This window comes from Pseudomonadales bacterium, assembly GCA_041395665.1.
Taxonomy (GTDB): domain Bacteria; phylum Pseudomonadota; class Gammaproteobacteria; order Pseudomonadales; family UBA7239; genus UBA7239.
Map to the genome: position 1 here is coordinate 73398 of JAWLAB010000008.1, position 16274 is coordinate 89671.

The 16274-nt window shown below is 49.9% G+C and carries 16 protein-coding genes; 5 read left to right on the forward strand and 11 right to left on the reverse strand.

Features of this window, described 5'->3' with window-relative positions; genetic code table 11:
- Nucleotides 1-9 precede the first annotated feature (9 nt).
- Entirely contained in the window at nt 10-537 is a 528-nt protein-coding gene (locus R3E63_10230) for an elongation factor P hydroxylase (protein ID MEZ5540300.1), read from the reverse strand.
- A gap of 174 nt (nt 538-711) precedes the next feature.
- Here R3E63_10230 and R3E63_10235 point away from each other — a divergent pair, with 174 nt between their 5' ends.
- A complete protein-coding gene (locus R3E63_10235) occupies nt 712-1419 on the forward strand; it encodes a hypothetical protein (protein ID MEZ5540301.1) in 708 nt (235 codons plus the stop codon).
- Nucleotides 1420-1512: 93 nt separating this feature from the next.
- Here R3E63_10235 and R3E63_10240 read toward each other — a convergent pair whose 3' ends face one another.
- The 5 genes from R3E63_10240 to R3E63_10260 all read right to left on the reverse strand — a co-directional run bounded on the left by R3E63_10240 (nt 1513) and on the right by R3E63_10260 (nt 9307).
- Nucleotides 1513-4467, reverse strand: a complete 2955-nt coding sequence (locus R3E63_10240; GenBank protein ID MEZ5540302.1) for an FG-GAP-like repeat-containing protein — start codon at nt 4465-4467, stop codon at nt 1513-1515.
- Between the two features lie 157 nt (nt 4468-4624).
- Nucleotides 4625-5887 (reverse strand): argininosuccinate synthase, encoded by a 1263-nt coding sequence (locus tag R3E63_10245; GenBank protein MEZ5540303.1) that lies wholly within the window; start codon nt 5885-5887, stop codon nt 4625-4627.
- 53 nt (nt 5888-5940) lie between these two features.
- Nucleotides 5941-6420, reverse strand: a complete 480-nt coding sequence (locus R3E63_10250) for a glutathione peroxidase (protein ID MEZ5540304.1) — start codon at nt 6418-6420, stop codon at nt 5941-5943.
- A gap of 69 nt (nt 6421-6489) precedes the next feature.
- On the reverse strand, nt 6490-6855 hold the full coding sequence (gene msrB, locus R3E63_10255; protein MEZ5540305.1) for a peptide-methionine (R)-S-oxide reductase MsrB: 366 nt from the start codon (nt 6853-6855) through the stop codon (nt 6490-6492).
- Nucleotides 6830-9307 carry a YfhO family protein gene (locus R3E63_10260; protein ID MEZ5540306.1) on the reverse strand — a complete coding sequence of 826 codons (2478 nt, stop codon included), beginning with the start codon at nt 9305-9307 and terminating at the stop codon, nt 6830-6832. The genes msrB and R3E63_10260 overlap by 26 nt, the downstream gene beginning before the upstream one ends.
- Nucleotides 9308-9403: 96 nt before the next feature.
- On the opposite strand from R3E63_10260, the gene R3E63_10265 reads away from it, so the two are divergent.
- On the forward strand, nt 9404-10618 hold the full coding sequence (locus R3E63_10265; protein MEZ5540307.1) for a pyridoxal phosphate-dependent aminotransferase: 1215 nt from the start codon (nt 9404-9406) through the stop codon (nt 10616-10618).
- Nucleotides 10619-10635: 17 nt separating this feature from the next.
- Nucleotides 10636-11085: a hypothetical protein gene (locus tag R3E63_10270; protein MEZ5540308.1), complete on the forward strand. Its 450-nt coding sequence runs from the start codon at nt 10636-10638 to the stop codon at nt 11083-11085.
- 1 nt (nt 11086) lies between these two features.
- On the opposite strand, the gene R3E63_10275 is transcribed toward R3E63_10270, so the two are convergent.
- From R3E63_10275 to R3E63_10295, 5 genes are read right to left on the reverse strand one after another with little or no spacing between them, the layout of a single operon-like run.
- A complete protein-coding gene (locus R3E63_10275; GenBank protein MEZ5540309.1) occupies nt 11087-11509 on the reverse strand; it encodes a hypothetical protein in 423 nt (140 codons plus the stop codon).
- 26 nt (nt 11510-11535) lie between these two features.
- Complete coding sequence (gene lipA / locus R3E63_10280; protein MEZ5540310.1) at nt 11536-12498, reverse strand: lipoyl synthase; 963 nt, start codon at nt 12496-12498, stop codon at nt 11536-11538.
- Nucleotides 12491-13147, reverse strand: coding sequence for a lipoyl(octanoyl) transferase LipB (lipB, locus tag R3E63_10285; GenBank protein MEZ5540311.1), 657 nt, complete (start codon nt 13145-13147; stop codon nt 12491-12493). Before lipB ends, lipA begins: the two co-directional genes overlap by 8 nt.
- A gap of 30 nt (nt 13148-13177) precedes the next feature.
- Nucleotides 13178-13444, reverse strand: a complete 267-nt coding sequence (locus R3E63_10290) for a DUF493 domain-containing protein (protein ID MEZ5540312.1) — start codon at nt 13442-13444, stop codon at nt 13178-13180.
- 5 nt (nt 13445-13449) lie between these two features.
- Nucleotides 13450-14652: a D-alanyl-D-alanine carboxypeptidase family protein gene (locus R3E63_10295; protein ID MEZ5540313.1), complete on the reverse strand. Its 1203-nt coding sequence runs from the start codon at nt 14650-14652 to the stop codon at nt 13450-13452.
- Between the two features lie 82 nt (nt 14653-14734).
- On the opposite strand from R3E63_10295, the gene R3E63_10300 reads away from it, so the two are divergent.
- Entirely contained in the window at nt 14735-15808 is a 1074-nt protein-coding gene (locus R3E63_10300) for an enoyl-CoA hydratase/isomerase family protein (GenBank protein MEZ5540314.1), read from the forward strand.
- Nucleotides 15809-15907: 99 nt separating this feature from the next.
- On the forward strand, nt 15908-16274 hold a 367-nt coding region (locus R3E63_10305), incomplete at its 3' end, for a cyclic nucleotide-binding domain-containing protein (protein MEZ5540315.1).

The window sequence follows — 16274 nt, forward strand, 5'->3', positions numbered from 1 at the left end:
CTCAATTTTTTAATCCAAAGATTTTCGCGACAATGACAGCGCAGACATCGCCACGCCACCAAATTCTTGTGCCAACGCTGCATAAAAAATCTGCATGCGCTCGTGCACACCTTCGCGCAAATATTGGCAGGCTTGTGCATGCACGCGATCTTTAAAATCTTTACCGTCGCCCGCACCTTCACTCAAATTATCCAAGCTCACGCGAAAGCGCAGACCACACGCTGCATGCAGCAGCCACTCCAGTGCCTGCGGCTTCACTTCTACTTGTTCGAACACTTGTTGTTGCGCTGCATCGCGACCATCCGGCACGTACCAATAGCCCCAATCGGGCAGCAGGCGGCGCGCTTCCCCCGCCACCATCCAATGCGCTACTTCATGCAAACTGCTCGATACAAAATTCTCGCGATAAAAAATGCGATGGCGCGCATCGTCTGCATCCGCCGGACGATAAAACGGCTCTGCCGCACCGCCGATCAACACGGTATTCCACGCATCGGCAAACACCGCGTTAAAAACGCGTTCGATATCCGCAGCCATCGGCAGGCTTGAATTCTGGCAAAAAGACAACATGAAGTGGTTTATGTGATTCTGTAACGGCAAGTATTGTGGTTTGCTACAAATATCGGTAGTGTGAAACCAGTGGAACACAGTTTACAGGGCTGCGCCCTATCGCGCAGTCGCCACGCGCTTATTCCACCTTCGGAGGTAGCCATGCGTAAGCCTGACCATCCTGAAACCGGCACAGCCAGCAATGTCATCGACTTTCTCGCGCACAAAGCGCGGCAGCGTCCTTCTCCCTCGCAATTTATCCGCCTCGCGCCCGAACTCGACGGCTTGGAAATGCTGTACAGCAACAGCTCGCATCCAGGGAAGTTTTTTTCGCTGCGCATCCTCTGTTGGGCGCTGCGCGAAGATGGCGAAGTGGTGGGTTTAGTGCCTTGGATGAAAAGCATCGTGCCCTGCCCAGAGATTGAAGATCCACTGGAAGGGCATTTTGAGGGCTACTACGATCCAGGCATCGACGAAATCTTTTTTGATGCGCCGGAACACAAAATTATCGAATTGGAAACCAGCGCAAGCTACTACCAATTTCATTGCAGCCACGAGCGCGAAGTGGTGCAGGAAATTCCCGACAACATCGGCACTCATGCAGTACTGGCATCACAGCAACCCAACACCCTGCTGCTCACGGAAGTGATTAGTTGGCAATTGCAGTGCAATGGCGAAATTCACGCCATGTTGGTAGACGGCAGCAAGCCCTACCAAACCCCTGTGTTGCCCGGTGCGGATAATTTGTACAGCGCGCAGGAAAGCGCAGACTTCCGCTACTTCTTCCAGCACACCATCGCCAACAAACTGAAAGAGCAAGATCCAGAGGCGCTGGCAGCGATTGCGGCGTTGGTGGAGGAAGGGGCGTAAGCATTGGCGCTCTACGCCCCCTACTTTTGCAGTAGGAGGGGAACCAGCCTCCCCTATGCGTCATAGGGGAGGTGTCACGCAGTGACGAAGGGGTCACAGCAACCCCGCCCCGCTCAGCACTTGCGCCTTACCCGCATCTCTCAATACACGCGATCTGCCGTTCACCAAGATGCTTGTGTCAAAGCCGGGGATGCCGATGATGAGGTCTGCATAACCGTCGTTGTTGAGATCGCCAGCGCCAATGGCATTGCCAAAGCCATCTTTTGATACAGCGCCGTACTGTGTTGTGCCGATGGCGCTCAAGCTAACGCCATCAAACACAGACACACTACCCGTATCCATGATTGGCTTTTTAGGGTTACTCGTTGGCTTGTCGTCCAGAGGTGCGCTGACAATCAAGTCTGCGCGACCATCACCGTTCACATCGCCCAGCGCTACTACAGAGCCCAAACCGGAACGCGGATTGCTACCCAACGCAAACACTGGTTGTTGATAGGTGCCGTTGTTGCTGCCGTACAGCACAGCAAAGCCGCCCACATCTCTCAGTTTTCTATCGGTTGGATGATCCAACCCAGGGGCGCCAGCCAAAATATCAGCCACACCATCGCCATTCACATCACCGCCTGCGGCTAGCGCTTTGCCCAAGTTGTCTTTCGTCACTTGGCCGTATTGCGTGTAGATCGGTTCCACTTCGCCGTAGGTGTATACCTTCACGCTGCCGACATCCGTTAATTTTTTCGGGCGCACATCGTTGGTGTAGGTGTCGTCATTGGGTGCGCCAACAACCACTTCTGCGCCACCTGCACCATTGAAATCACCCACGGCCACGGCCGTACCGGCAAGCGCGCCCGCTGTGGCGCCGTAGTACGGCGTGCCGAGTGGAGTCAAGCTATCACCGGAATACACCGTCACACTGCCTGCCATGGTTAAGCGTTTTGGGCCAAGAGGGTTTGCGGCTTTCGGCGCGCCAACCACTACATCGGCATAGCCGTCGCCATTCACATCGCCCACCGCCAGTGATGATCCAAACAAGCTTCTGGCTTCTGTGCCATTGATTACCGCAGAGCGCGAACCATCGGGGCCGTACAGCACCGTCACACTGCCCACTTTTGTTTTACTGGCGTTTGGCGAGCCGATAACTACATCGTCAAAACCGTTGCCATCGATATCCGCACCGCCAGCAACGGCCGAGCCCAAAGCCTCCGACGCCGCTGTGCCGTTTAGCGCAGCCAAGATGCTGCCATTCATGCCTGAAACCACCACCGCGCGGCCTGCATTGCTGATGGCTCTAGCAGGTGGTGCGGCAGGAATGTCATAGCCAACGATGCCGATCACATAATCGCCGTAGCCATCGCCATTGAAGTCGCCGGCAAATGCCACTGCTTTGCCTGTGTTGTCTTTTTTCAAACCTCCCACTGTATCTTCTGGCAGTGGCACGGGGTCATCGCATTTGTCGCCCAAACCGTCACCGTCCCAATCGAGTTGGTTGGTGTTGGCGATGAGTGGGCAGTTGTCGGATGAGTCAGCTACTGAATCGCCATCATCATCGCTATCGCAGGCATCGCCTTGGCCGTCACCGTCGGTGTTGGTTTGAACTGAGTTTGCTAGAAATGGGCAGTTGTCAGAGGCATCGACTACTGTGTCGTTGTCATCATCCGTATCCGCATCGTTATCAATACCATCGTTATCAGTATCGAATGGAAAGTTATCCAACGCATCTATAACGCCATCACTGTCAGTATCCGGTTGACCACTTTCGTAACGCGCTACCACGAACTCTTGACCGGTCGGCATACCTGCTGCGTAACCCGCGACAACCAACCGGCCATTCGCCTGCTGAATAATTGAGTAGCCATAATCATTAGCACTGCTAATTGCTGTGATAAGCTTGCCGCCGTTACCGAAACTGGCATCCAACGAGCCATTTGCGTTGTAACGCGCTAGTGCGAGATCAAGATTGTCGCTGTAGCTAGAACCAGCCACCACCAGCTTGCCATCGCTTTGCTGGATGACTGATTGCCCATAATCAACATTCGTGCCAATCGCTGTGGTGAGCTTGCCTCCACTGCCGAACGAGGTATCCAGCGAGCCATCAGTGTTGTAACGCACCAGCGCAAAATCGTCATTAAGACCATTGCTAAAGTGACGACTGAAACCCGACACCACCAACTTGCCATCGGCTTGCTGAATCATTGAGAAAGCCGTATCGTCACTCGAGCCAATCTCGGTAGTGAGTACACCGTCACTATCAAACGAGGTATCCAACGAACCATCTTCGTTATAGCGCACTAGCGCAAAGTCTGTGGTAACACGGTCATCGGTGTTAAAGCCAGCCACCACCAACTTGCCATCGCTCTGCTGAATCACCGAGGTAGCGGCATTAAACTCCCCGCCTACAGTTATGGTGAGCTTGCCATCACCATCAAACGAAGTATCCAACGAGCCATCCTCGTTATAGCGAACCAGTGCAATTTCCTGTCTGTCCCAGTCTTCCCCCCAATATCTGCCATTGTTGTAGCTGGAGCCTGCTACAACCAACTTGCCGTCAGTCTGCTGAATTACAGAGTAAGCCCGATCGTCACGCGGCAGGCCAATTGCCGTGCTGAGTATGCCGTCACCATCGAATGAAGCATCTAAAGAGCCGTCTGCGTTGTAACGCGCTAGAGCAATATAGCCGTTAAAACCATCACCGTTGTAGCCAGCCACAACCAGCTTGCCGTCCATTTGTTGGATAACGGAATAGGCTCGGCCGCCAGCTCCAATTGTGGTCGTTACCTTTCCATCTCCATCAAACGAAGTATCTAGAGAGCCGTCAGCGTTATAGCGTACTAATGCAAAATCATAGTTGTTGTAACCCGCTACCACTAACTTGCCGTCAGCTTGTTGGATGACTGCGCGCCCAACAGCATTGCTGTTGTTTTGAAACCCCGTACTCACCCAGCCATCCCCACCACCAAACGAGGCATCGAGATCACCCGGGGCGGCGCGAAGCGCAGCCGAGCAAGTCAGCGCAAAAGTGAAGGCGAGTAAGTGGCGGATGCGGGGCACAGCAGTTCCTTATTTTTTCTTTTGCTTATATGCGCGGAACTGTAGCAATGGGAGGCTTGAGCTGGCAATGCCTTCCGCTATTGCGCGAGCATCTGACCCCCTCGGCGCTACGCGCCACTCCCCCTACTTCGCAGGAGGAGATATTGACGCGGAGAGATCAACGCAACTTGCGCCCTTTCAAGGCTTGAATCCGTAAGCGCAATGCATTCAATTTGATAAAACCTTCTGCATCTTTTTGGTTGTACGCTCCGCCGTCGTCTTCAAAAGTGGCAATATTGGCATCGAAAATAGAATCATCCGATTGACGACCGGCGATGGTGACATTGCCTTTGTACAATTTCACACGCACCACGCCGTTCACAAATTGCTGTGAATCGTCGATCATTTTTTGCAGCATCAAACGCTCAGGGCTCCACCAATAACCGGTGTAAACCAGTGAGGCGTAACGCGGCATCAATTCATCTTTCAAATGCGCAACTTCGCGATCCAAAGTGATAGATTCAATCGCGCGATGCGCTTTCAACATGATGGTACCGCCCGGTGTTTCATACGCGCCGCGCGACTTCATGCCGACATAACGGTTTTCTACCAAATCCAAACGACCAATACCGTGTTTGCCGCCCAGCGCATTCAATTGTGCTAACACTTTGGCAGGCAATAATTTTTTGCCGTTGATGGCAACGATGTCACCTTTTTTGTAAGTGAGCTCGATGTATTCCGGCTGATCGGGCGCTTTTTCTGGTGAGACCGTCCAGCGCCACATATCTTCTTCTGGCTCCCACCACGGATCTTCCAAACCGCCACCTTCGTAAGAAATGTGCAGCAAATTTGCATCCATTGAGTACGGCGATTTTTTACCGGCTTTGGCAAAATCGACAGGGATTTTATGTTTCTTGGCATAAGCCATCAGCGTTTCACGCGAAGTGAGATTCCACTCGCGCCACGGTGCAATCACTTTTACGCCCGGCTTCAAGGCATAAGCACCCAACTCAAAACGCACTTGGTCATTGCCTTTGCCAGTTGCGCCGTGCGAGATCGCATCTGCACCTGTTTCGTTGGCAATTTCAATCAAGCGTTTAGCAATTAATGGGCGCGCAATTGAAGTACCGAGCAGGTACTCGCCTTCATAAATCGCGTTGGCGCGAAACATCGGGAACACAAAATCGCGCACAAATTCTTCGCGTAAATCATCGATATAAATTTGTTTGATGCCCATGGCTTTGGCTTTTTCACGCGCCGGCTCCAGCTCTTCGCCTTGACCGATATCCGCCGTGAAAGTCACCACTTCGCAGCCGTATTCCTGCTGTAACCATTTGAGAATGATGGAGGTATCCAAACCGCCAGAATAAGCCAGCACCACTTTCTGGATGCCGGATTTGCTGGTTGATTTTGCTGATTTGCCGCCTTTTGCCGCCGCCATGACACTGCCTCTCACTCGCCTGAAACGGCGCGCATTGTAAACCTGAAACCCCGTTACAGCAGCTTCTCTATCTCTTTAGTGATGGCGCTGGGCGTGGTCGCGGGAGCAAAACGCGCCACGACACGCCCCTCTCGATCCACCAGAAACTTGGTGAAGTTCCACTTGATAGCCTCGCTGCCCAAAATGCCAGGCGCTGCTGCTTTGAGATGAGCGAACAGCGGATGCGCGCCCTTACCGTTGACTTCGATCTTGGCAAACAGAGGGAAACTCACACCAAAATTGCGCTCACAAAAACTGCCTATTTCCGCTTCCGTCCCTGGCTCTTGATGACCGAATTGATCGCAAGGAAAACCCAACACCGCAAAACCTTTGTCTTCATATTGTGAAAATAATTGCTGCAAGCCCTGATACTGCGGCGTGAAGCCGCACTTGCTGGCGGTATTGACGATCAACAACACTTTGCCGCGATATTGCGACAAATCAACCTGTGCGCCATCAATCGCAGTTGCAGAAAAATCCAATACATTGCTCATCTTTTTCATCCTGTTTTATTTTTTTGTTCTTTTATCTGTCTTTTTTATTTTTTCTTTTCTATTTTGATTTTATCGCGGCTGTAATTGCAAAGACGCCGAGTTGATACAGTAACGCAAACCAGTGGGTGCTGGACCATCTTCAAACACATGCCCCAAGTGCGCGGCACAAGCAGCGCACACCACTTCTGTGCGTATCATGCCGTGCGCGGTGTCGCGATGCTCGGTCACCGCGCTTGCTATCAACGGCTGCCAAAAACTCGGCCAACCGCTGCCAGAATAGTATTTGGTTTGGCTATCAAACAACACGCTATTGCAACAAACGCAATGATAAATTCCATCCTCTTTGCAATCCCAATATTTGCCAGTAAACGCTCTTTCGGTGCCTTTTTCACGACAAATATGAAATTGCTCAGGTGTGAGATGTTCGTCGTTCATTGATTGCTCTCCTTCTTGTCAATGCTCTTATCAATAACATCACAAAAATAATACTCGCTACGATACTGGTACGAATACCATAACGCAGAGTCGGCGGATCGTAATAAAAACGCACTGCGTGTTCTCCGGCTGGCAACACAACACCGCGAAAGGCTTCATTCACGCGTCCAACATACGCAGGCTCGCCATTCACTGTTGCACGCCACGCTGGATGCCACACATCCGACAACACCAACACTGCTGGCTTCGATGTGGAAACTTTCGCCAATACTTCTGTATTGCTAGACGACACCTTCTGCAAAACACCCTCTGCCGATTCGATATCAACGCTGTCTTTCACCACAGACACACCGACTGATTTCGCAGCAGCGAGCAGCATTTCATCAATTGTTATTGCGACGCGACGCGGATGCAAAACTGTTTCCGTTGATAATGCATCCACCAAAGATAACGAAGGCAAGTAATCTGCGTTTTCAAAAATTTGTGCCCCAGCATCTTCATAGACGATTGGATAACCTGCACGCAATAAATTTTGGCGATATTGCTCATCTGCTTCACGCGAAACGAGGATGTATTTGATGCTCGCCGCATTCAAAGCGGCCGCATCAAACAAAAATTCTTTGCGCGATGTTTTTTTGCGTTTTTTTGTTGTGGAACCATCCAAAGCTAGAAAGAAAAAAGTGTCATTACCAAAATAGCGATCAAAATACTGTTCATACCAAGGCATCAAGCCTGCATTCATGGTTCCAGCCTGTTTAATACCAAACAGCGCACCGTATTCTGGAAATAAAACATCTCGCTGACCCACATTGAGCAAGCGTGCATCATCGATATTTTTACGCAAGAACTGCACAACTTTAGGTTCGGTATCGGCAATACCATAACGCATTGGCCTTGCGGTATTCATATAGCCAAACAGCTCTAGCAACAGCGCAACAGTAATAAAAACAGCCAAAATACCGCTAGAAATCCAGCGCATTTTCAAAAACATAAAAAATAGAACCGCGCTTACCCACAAAGCCGTAGCAATCCCCACATGCAATAACTGCTTAGGCGATTCAGGCAAGCCCAATTTCTTATACAGATAGAGCATACCTATTGCCTGCAACAACAAAACAACAATCACCGCCAAAATGGGAATATTACCTTCGCGGATACTCTGCACACCGAAAACGACCAATACCGTCAACACGACTGAAGCCAACAAACCCCAATATTGATTACCGATGGAATGCAGAACCGGCAGATAATCAACAAACCCAGCCAACCCAAATATGCGTGCGTACGAAAAAACAACTAGCACAGCACCAACCACAGCAACCATTTTCTGTGCAGGATTTTTTATGCCCAAGGCGCAGACAGCAACCAGCGAAGCAATGATGCCGAGATAAGAAAAGCGTGATGTTCGCGTTTCAAGCGCCGCTTGTGGATACAAATCCACACGGCTTTCATGTCCAAAAAAATCCCAAAAATGTTCTGGCGTAAAAATAGATAGCAGATTTTCTATACCAACTGGCTTAGGCAGCTTTCGCGCTGCAAAATCCGACGCCATATCACTGACAAAAAAAGAATCCACCACAGGAAACCACAGAAATCCCAATAGAGCGATAGAAAAAAATACCGCTGCGGCTATCTGCATAAAGTACAACGGAAATTCTTTGCAGCCCTGCCGCACGCCACCTGCACAACCAAAATAAAAAGCCATGCTCAAAGCATGCACCGCAATCAGCGTCAACATGAAAGTCGTCATGATATTGGCCAGCATGATGGCGGCATGCACAAATACCACCAACAGCCAAGATACCAAATCACGCCGCTGACAAAACCACAGCAAGGCAAACAACACGAGAGGAAATAAAAAATAGGGCTGACCTATGCCGGTATTCAAATTAGGCACAGCAAAGCCATTCAAAAGATAAGTTGTCGCACCCAGCAATGCCATACCTAAGTTTGTTCGAAAAATATCCAAACAAATACGCAGCATGAAATAAAAACCTACGCAGTAAATTGCCAGCAGGCTAAAATCAAAACCTGCAGGTGATGCATCAAAGAAAAAAACAGTGATCAGTGTATGCGGCGAAAACTTCACATCCACCAATGTCTCAGGACCCAGCGTGCCTGCCGCTGAATATGGATTCCACCACGGCGACTGCCCATCGCGAAAAGCGCGCGCTATGAAATAGTGCGCCGGCTCAAACTGCGTTCGCGCTGAACTTAAATCATCGAAACCATCTGATGGCAAAACATCTGAATCAAAAACGGGAACCACAGCCGAACTCGCCTGCCAATTGGCAGGTTTGTTCAACAAGGGCTGGATATTGGAAGGCTGTAGCGTGCGTTGAAAAAACGCGATATCAGGAAAAAGCACACCAATAACAACAAACGCCACGCAGGCAACCACGCCTAACTGTCTGCATAGTCGCTTTTTCCAATTATTTGTTAACACAACCATTCAACCAGATCATCAGATTAGACGCCCCTCATCAGCGTATAATAATTCTACCTTTATGCACTGCACTTACGCGCAAACTTGCGCTGGAACACGACCATGAAAGAAATTCGCAAATCAAAAAAATTGGATGGTGTCTGCTACGACATTCGCGGCCCCGTGCTGGAAGAAGCCTATCGCATGGAAGAAGCGGGACAGCGCATCCTGAAACTGAACATCGGCAACCCTGCGCCGTTTGGTTTGATGGCACCTGACGAAATCCTGAAAGATGTGGTGTACAACCTGCCGCAAGCGGAAGGCTATAGCGAATCGAAAGGTATGTTTGCGGCGCGCAAAGCCATCATGCACGAGACGCAGCGTTTAGGGATCGCTGGCGTGCAGATCAACGACATCTACCTCGGCAATGGCGTGAGCGAAATGATCGCCATGGCGCTGCAAGGTTTGTGCGACAGCGGCGACGAAATTTTGATCCCCACGCCCGACTACCCACTGTGGACAGCTTCCACTTCACTGGCTGGCGGCAAGCCCGTGCATTATCTGTGCGATGAGAGCAATGGCTGGAATCCAGATATTCAAGATATCCGCAGCAAAATCACACCGAAAACGCGCGCGATTGTCGTTATCAATCCTAACAACCCTACGGGCGCGGTGTACGATCCAGCAATCCTGCAACAAATTGTTGATATCGCCACCGAACACGGCTTGATTATTTTTGCCGATGAAATTTACGACAAAATTCTTTATGAAGATGCCAAGCACACGCCGCTGGCGACGCTGGCTACTGATGTGTTGTGCGTCACATTCAATGGTTTATCCAAAACCTATCGCTTAGCGGGTTTTCGTTCCGGCTGGATGATTTTGAGCGGCAATAAATATGTTGCGCGCGATTACATCGAAGGCTTAGATATGTTGGCGTCCATGCGCTTATGCGCCAATGTACCCGCACAATTTGCTATTCAAACTGCGTTGGGCGGCTATCAAAGCATCAACGAGTTCACACAGCCGCAAGGGCGTTTGCGCGAGCAGCGCGATATTGCGTGGAAAATGTTGAATGACATCCCCGGCGTCAGTTGCGTTAAACCGATGGGCGCGCTGTATATGTTCCCCAAATTGGATCCCGCTGTTTATCCGATCAAAGATGATCAACAACTGGCGTTGGATTTATTGCGCCAGAAAAAAATTCTAATTGTGCAGGGATCCGGCTTTAACTGGATAGACCAGCAACATTTTAGAATCGTAGTTTTGCCGCGCGTAGACGATTTGAAATTTGCTATCGAGCAATTTGCCGATTTCATTCAAAGCTATCGACAATAATTGAGCGAGAACTTTCGGTGAGCGACATCCATATTGACGATTTTTATAAAGATGCTGCGCGTATTCTTTTAGTGCTGTATCAATATTTTCCTCGTCCTTACACCGTGTATGTCGCCGACATTTCGGGCTTTGATGAACCCGATGAATATGGCCTGCACAGCGACAGGCACAACGCCTGTTTTAGTACGATGGTGTGGCTTGCGGATGCTGGACTGCTGCGTTATGTCGATGTCATCAACAAGGAAGCGATAGATCAAGCCGTGCTAACCAGCAAAGCCATCAATTTACTCGCTACGCGCAGCCCTATTCGTTTTCAACCGGAAGAAGAAGATATGCCGCCTTCTGTCGCCGATGCACAAGCCAGTCATGTACATCAGTTGCGCTTAGCTATACGCAGCGGTGAATCATTTGCCATCCGTCGCATCATGATGCATCTGCTCAACGAAGCGGAACTGCGCAACGCATAAATCAATGGATGGTCAGCAGCACTTTGACAGTATCGTCGACCGTCGCGGCATCCACATAACCAACAATATTAGGGTTCGCTTTCACTAGTGCAATGACTTCGGCATCACCAGAAATTTTTTTAGGCGGCTGCCCCTCGCCAGAAAATACCAGACGCGACCAATAAGCGTTCATTTCTGACGGCGTTTTTTTAATCACTTTGCTATAAAACTCTTCCCGTGCAACTTGCTCATTTTCTTGGTCAACAGGAATCAGTTGTGTGCCATCAGCTAACACATCTAGCTGACTGAGGAATATCGCGGCTGCTTGCTCCACTGTAACCGTAGAAATAGGCATATTACGGTTAGCAATAACAGCAATATCAGCGTAAGTAGTCGATACACTCGCCGCAAAAAAAATCGACAAAACCGCAGCAATTCTCTTCATTTTTTTACTCCAACAACATCAGCAACTTACTGTTCATGTAACACAGCATGCGCTTGCTGATCAGCATGATACGACGAACGCACCATCGGCCCGCTCGCCACTTGCGAAAACCCTAACTGTTTTGCCGCATCCGCCAAGGCATTAAATTCTTCCGGTGTGACAAAACGCTGTACTGGAAGATGTGCTTTGCTCGGCTGCAAATATTGACCCAAGGTCAGCATAGAGACATTGTGTGTGCGCAAGTCTTCTAATACTGCTTTCACTTCGTCGAGTGTTTCACCCAAGCCCAACATCAAGCCAGATTTTGTGGGTACAGCAGGTTGCATTTCGCCAAACTGTTTTAACAATTGCAGCGAGTGAGAATAAATGGCACCTGGCCTCACGGTTTTATATAAACGAGGCACCGTTTCTAAATTGTGATTGAGCACATTGGGCGGCTGTTGCACCAATATCGGCAAAGCCACATCCAATTGATTGCGAAAATCAGGCACCAATGTTTCCACCACAATATTTGGACTGCGTTGACGCACTTCGCGAATACAGTTTGCAAAATGCGCGGCACCACCATCGACTAAATCATCGCGATCCACCGAAGTAATCACCACATAGCGCAAGCCGAGTTCTGCAATCGCTTCCGCCAAACGCACCGGTTCTTGTTTATCCAACGGCAGTGGCCTGCCGTGTGCCACATCACAAAACGGACAGCGCCGCGTACAAATTTCACCCATCACCATGAAAGTTGCGGTACCACCGTGAAAACACTCACCCAAATTCGGGCAAGCTGCTTCTTCGCACACGGTAGCTAATTTTCTATCACGCAAAATTGTGCGCACTCGCTGTACCGCAGCACCCGAAGGAATACGCGCACGAATCCAAGATGGTTTGCGCTGTGCATTATCACTGGCGATGACATGTGCTTCTGCGTGACGCACTTTTTCTGCATCGCGTAGTTTTTTTCCGACAGGCAAATGGCGTGAAGAATTAGACATAAAACCATTCTGAATGTGAGCAATGCAATGCATCAGCAAAACGAGCAACCAATGCTTCTTCAATTTCTTTTTTGTCTGGCAGCGGTATTAAAAACTGATCTAAGCGCACAACACGCTGCCCCGCTTTGCCGCAGGGATTGATGCCACCAAAAGGCTCTAGCTTATTAGAAATATTGATCGCCATTCCGTGATAGCAGCCTTTCTGGGTAATACGCAAACCCAATGATGCAATTTTTTCTATTTCATTATTTGTATCACGCACATAAATACCGGGAGCGTTACGCTGCGAAAAAGCCAACACATTTTTTTCAGCCAAATAATCAATCAATAGATTTTCCAGCGCACTCACCAAGGTTCTAGCACCCCATTTCAAACGCCGCACATCCAGCAGCGTATAAAACATCAATTGCCCTGGACCGTGCCAAGTGACTTGGCCTCCTCGATCTGTTTGCACAACCGGCGTATCGCCCGCACACAATACATGCTCTGCTTTTCCCGCCAAACCTTGTGTATACACAGGCTGGTGTTCGAGCAACCAAATTTCATCGCTGGTTTTTTCGTCGCGTGTTACTGTGAATTGCTGCATGCGCTGCCATAGCGAAATATATTCTTGCCTTTCGTTAAAACGCCGCACGATTAACGCTGTCACAGCACATTCACTCACATCACCACAAAAAAACTACAGCACCATGCGCACCAAAGGATGCCCTTTCAAGTCAGCAAAAATAGCTTGCAATTGATCAACACCTTGCGCCGTGATCATGATAGTCATGGCTTCGTAATTACCGCCTTGGCTTGCGCGAATCGTGATATCGGTTTCCGTAATCACACCGGCGTGTTTCTCAAAAATACTCACCGTAGCACTGCGAAACTCATCACCTGCCACACCCATCACCTTGACAGGATAGCGACAGGGAAACTCAATTTTTGGCGGCTCTTGCGTCATCGAAATTAAACCGGCTTACCAAATAAACCACTAAAGAAACGCACTAACTTGTCCCACATAGCACCAAAGAAGCCAGCGCGTTGCACTTCTTCTTTCGCAACAACATCAATTGTTTTCAATACTTCTTCACCGTTCTTCACCACAATCTGTCCTACTTTTTGCCCTGCGGTAATCGGCGCAATCAATGGGCTATCAATTTTTACTTCGTGCGTGAGGCTAGCAGCTACATTGCGCGGCACAATCATAGACACCTCAGACGCGGGTACCACAGTGATCGACTCGGCTTCTCCTTCCCAAACACGCGGTGTACCCAATACTGCATCCGCAGGATACAAATTTACCGATTGGAAAAAACGGAATCCGTAATTGAGTAATGCGGAGGATTGTGCTTCCCGCTCTTTAATGCTCGGTGCGCCGAGCACCACAGAAATTAAACGCGTTTCATCGCGCTTTGCTGAAACCACAAGACAATAACCACAGCCATTTGTGTGACCTGTTTTCAAACCATCGACTGAAGGATCAGACCACAACAAACCATTACGGTTTTGTTGCTTAATGCCGTTGTAGACAAATTCTTTTTCTTTGTGCAACGGGTAATCTTTTGTTTTAACAATATCGCGCGACAAAATCGCCAAATCGCGAGCGGAAGAATAATGATCCTGTGCATCTAAGCCGTGCGTGTTGACATAGTGCGTATTGGTCAGGCCTATTTTTTTCGCGTACTGATTCATCAAATCAACAAAAGCACTTTCTGTTCCCGCTAAATACTCTGCCACTGCAACCGTTGCGTCATTGCCGGAAGAAATAATAATGCCGCGATGCAACTCCAACAGCGTTACGGGTTTGTTAGGCTCGATGAACATCAGCGATGAGCCATTATTTTTTGCATCAAAATCTGGACTTTGCGCCCAGGCACGCGGGCTTACCGGCACGACATCTTCATTGCGCACACGACCCGATTCCACTTCAGCCGATAACACATAGCTAGTCATCAACTTCGTCAAACTTGCCGGTGGGATGCGTTCATCTGGATTGCGCTCCAGCAACACTGCACCGCTCGCTGCATCCATCAACACCCACGCTTTGGCATTGAGCTCAGGCGGAGCAGGCACGGGCTCAGCAGCCTGCACCACTTCAACACACAACATAGACACAACTGAAAGCGAAACTACGCGCGTAAATTGTTGCAAACGATTGATGAAACTCATGGCATATCCGTCATTGGTGATCAAAGTGCTATTGTAGCCGCCAAACCCCTGATTACGCTGCAATTACAACGGCGCTCATTGCATGATTAATACACACGAACAAATACTTCCCAATGGTTTTTCAATCGGCTGGCTGACATTGAATGCGCCCAAAACGCTCAATGCACTCACGCTAGACATGGCGCATGGCGCATTACAACAACTACAACAATGGGCAGCTCGCACCGACATAGCCTGCGTGGTACTGCGTGGCGAAGGGCGAGGATTTTGTGCGGGAGGCGATGTGCGGCGCATGCGGCAAGGCATACTCGACGGCGACGACTACTGCGCTCGATTCTTCGAGCAGGAATATCGCCTCGATTACTTGCTGCACCGCTACCCCAAACCCGTTTTAGCGTGGGGACATGGCATTGTCATGGGTGGCGGGCTGGGGCTTTTTATGGGCTGCTCTCACCGTGTTGTTACACCTTCTACGCGCATGGCGATGCCAGAGATCAACATTGGCCTCTATCCCGATGTCGGCGCCAGCCACTTCCTCAACCAACTGCCGCAGGGCTTGGGCTTATTTCTGGGGATTACCGGCTGCGAGTGGAATGCTGCCGATGCACTAACATTGGGAATGGCTAATTTTTGTCTGGACGATGCAGCAGCTGAGCAACTCTCCGCGCTGCTATCTGACATTGCTTGGTCCACCGATGCCTCCAGCAACAACACGGCGCTGACTACGGCACTCAAGGCAATGCCGATCGCACACACTACTCCGCAACTGACGCAACACAGTGATCACATCCGCACGGTGTGCGGATCACTACCGAGTGCTGTCGCCAACTTGCCGACACTCAACATCAACGAGCCGTGGTTTCAGGTCGCGCTACACAACCTCACGCACGGCTGCCCTGCCACCCCGCACATTGTGGAGCAGCAATTGGTGCGCGGGCGAGACTTATCACTGGCCGATGTTTTTCGTATGGAGTGGATTCTGTCTGTGCAATGCAGCCGACACCCCGATTTCCCCGAAGGTGTACGCGCGCAACTGGTGGATAAAGACAAACAGCCACGCTGGCAGTTCGCCTCGATTACCGATGTTCCAACGACTTATGTCGATGCGCATTTCCAATGCCCTACACCGCACAACCCGCTGGCCGATCTTGGGTAACCATCAACAGTTTTTGCCGACCATTTCCCTTCAAAAATTGTAGGGCTGGTGTACACTTGAGACAGCGTTTATTTTCACTGCGATATTGATACTTCCATCATGCAAATCAAACCCATCAGCGGCTTGCCGCGCGACAAAGTCGACAAGCTACTGGCGAGTATCCCGTTCTATCGCGATGTACTGAAATCAGAGCCTTGGCAGTACGACATTCTTTTGCGTCACTCGCGCATTGTGGAATTTGATCCAGGTGAAATCGTTCTAAAAAAAGATAGCATTGATACTTGGATGTACTTTGTGCTGAAAGGGAAGCTCGCTGTTTTTGCTGATGATGTCGGCGCGAACACATTACCTGTCAACTTTATTACTCCCGGTGAAGTGTTTGGCGACTTAGCCATACTCGCCGACGGTAAACGCAGCGCTACTGTAGCCGCCGATCGCGCCAGCAAAGAAATATCGCTGTTTGGCA

What these genes read in the sequence shown, in the direction of transcription:
- R3E63_10245 (MEZ5540303.1), bottom strand. Translation starts at nt 5,887, where the DNA reads ATGGCGGCGGCAAAAGGCGGCAAATCAGCAAAATCAACCAGCAAATCC.
- R3E63_10300 (MEZ5540314.1), top strand. Translation starts at nt 14,735, where the DNA reads ATGATTAATACACACGAACAAATACTTCCCAATGGTTTTTCAATCGGC.
- R3E63_10230 (MEZ5540300.1), bottom strand. Translation starts at nt 537, where the DNA reads ATGGCTGCGGATATCGAACGCGTTTTTAACGCGGTGTTTGCCGATGCG.
- msrB (MEZ5540305.1), bottom strand. Translation starts at nt 6,855, where the DNA reads ATGAACGACGAACATCTCACACCTGAGCAATTTCATATTTGTCGTGAA.
- R3E63_10295 (MEZ5540313.1), bottom strand. Translation starts at nt 14,652, where the DNA reads ATGAGTTTCATCAATCGTTTGCAACAATTTACGCGCGTAGTTTCGCTT.
- lipA (MEZ5540310.1), bottom strand. Translation starts at nt 12,498, where the DNA reads ATGTCTAATTCTTCACGCCATTTGCCTGTCGGAAAAAAACTACGCGAT.
- R3E63_10290 (MEZ5540312.1), bottom strand. Translation starts at nt 13,444, where the DNA reads ATGACGCAAGAGCCGCCAAAAATTGAGTTTCCCTGTCGCTATCCTGTC.
- R3E63_10250 (MEZ5540304.1), bottom strand. Translation starts at nt 6,420, where the DNA reads ATGAGCAATGTATTGGATTTTTCTGCAACTGCGATTGATGGCGCACAG.
- R3E63_10260 (MEZ5540306.1), bottom strand. Translation starts at nt 9,307, where the DNA reads ATGGTTGTGTTAACAAATAATTGGAAAAAGCGACTATGCAGACAGTTA.
- R3E63_10235 (MEZ5540301.1), top strand. Translation starts at nt 712, where the DNA reads ATGCGTAAGCCTGACCATCCTGAAACCGGCACAGCCAGCAATGTCATC.
- R3E63_10275 (MEZ5540309.1), bottom strand. Translation starts at nt 11,509, where the DNA reads ATGAAGAGAATTGCTGCGGTTTTGTCGATTTTTTTTGCGGCGAGTGTA.
- R3E63_10265 (MEZ5540307.1), top strand. Translation starts at nt 9,404, where the DNA reads ATGAAAGAAATTCGCAAATCAAAAAAATTGGATGGTGTCTGCTACGAC.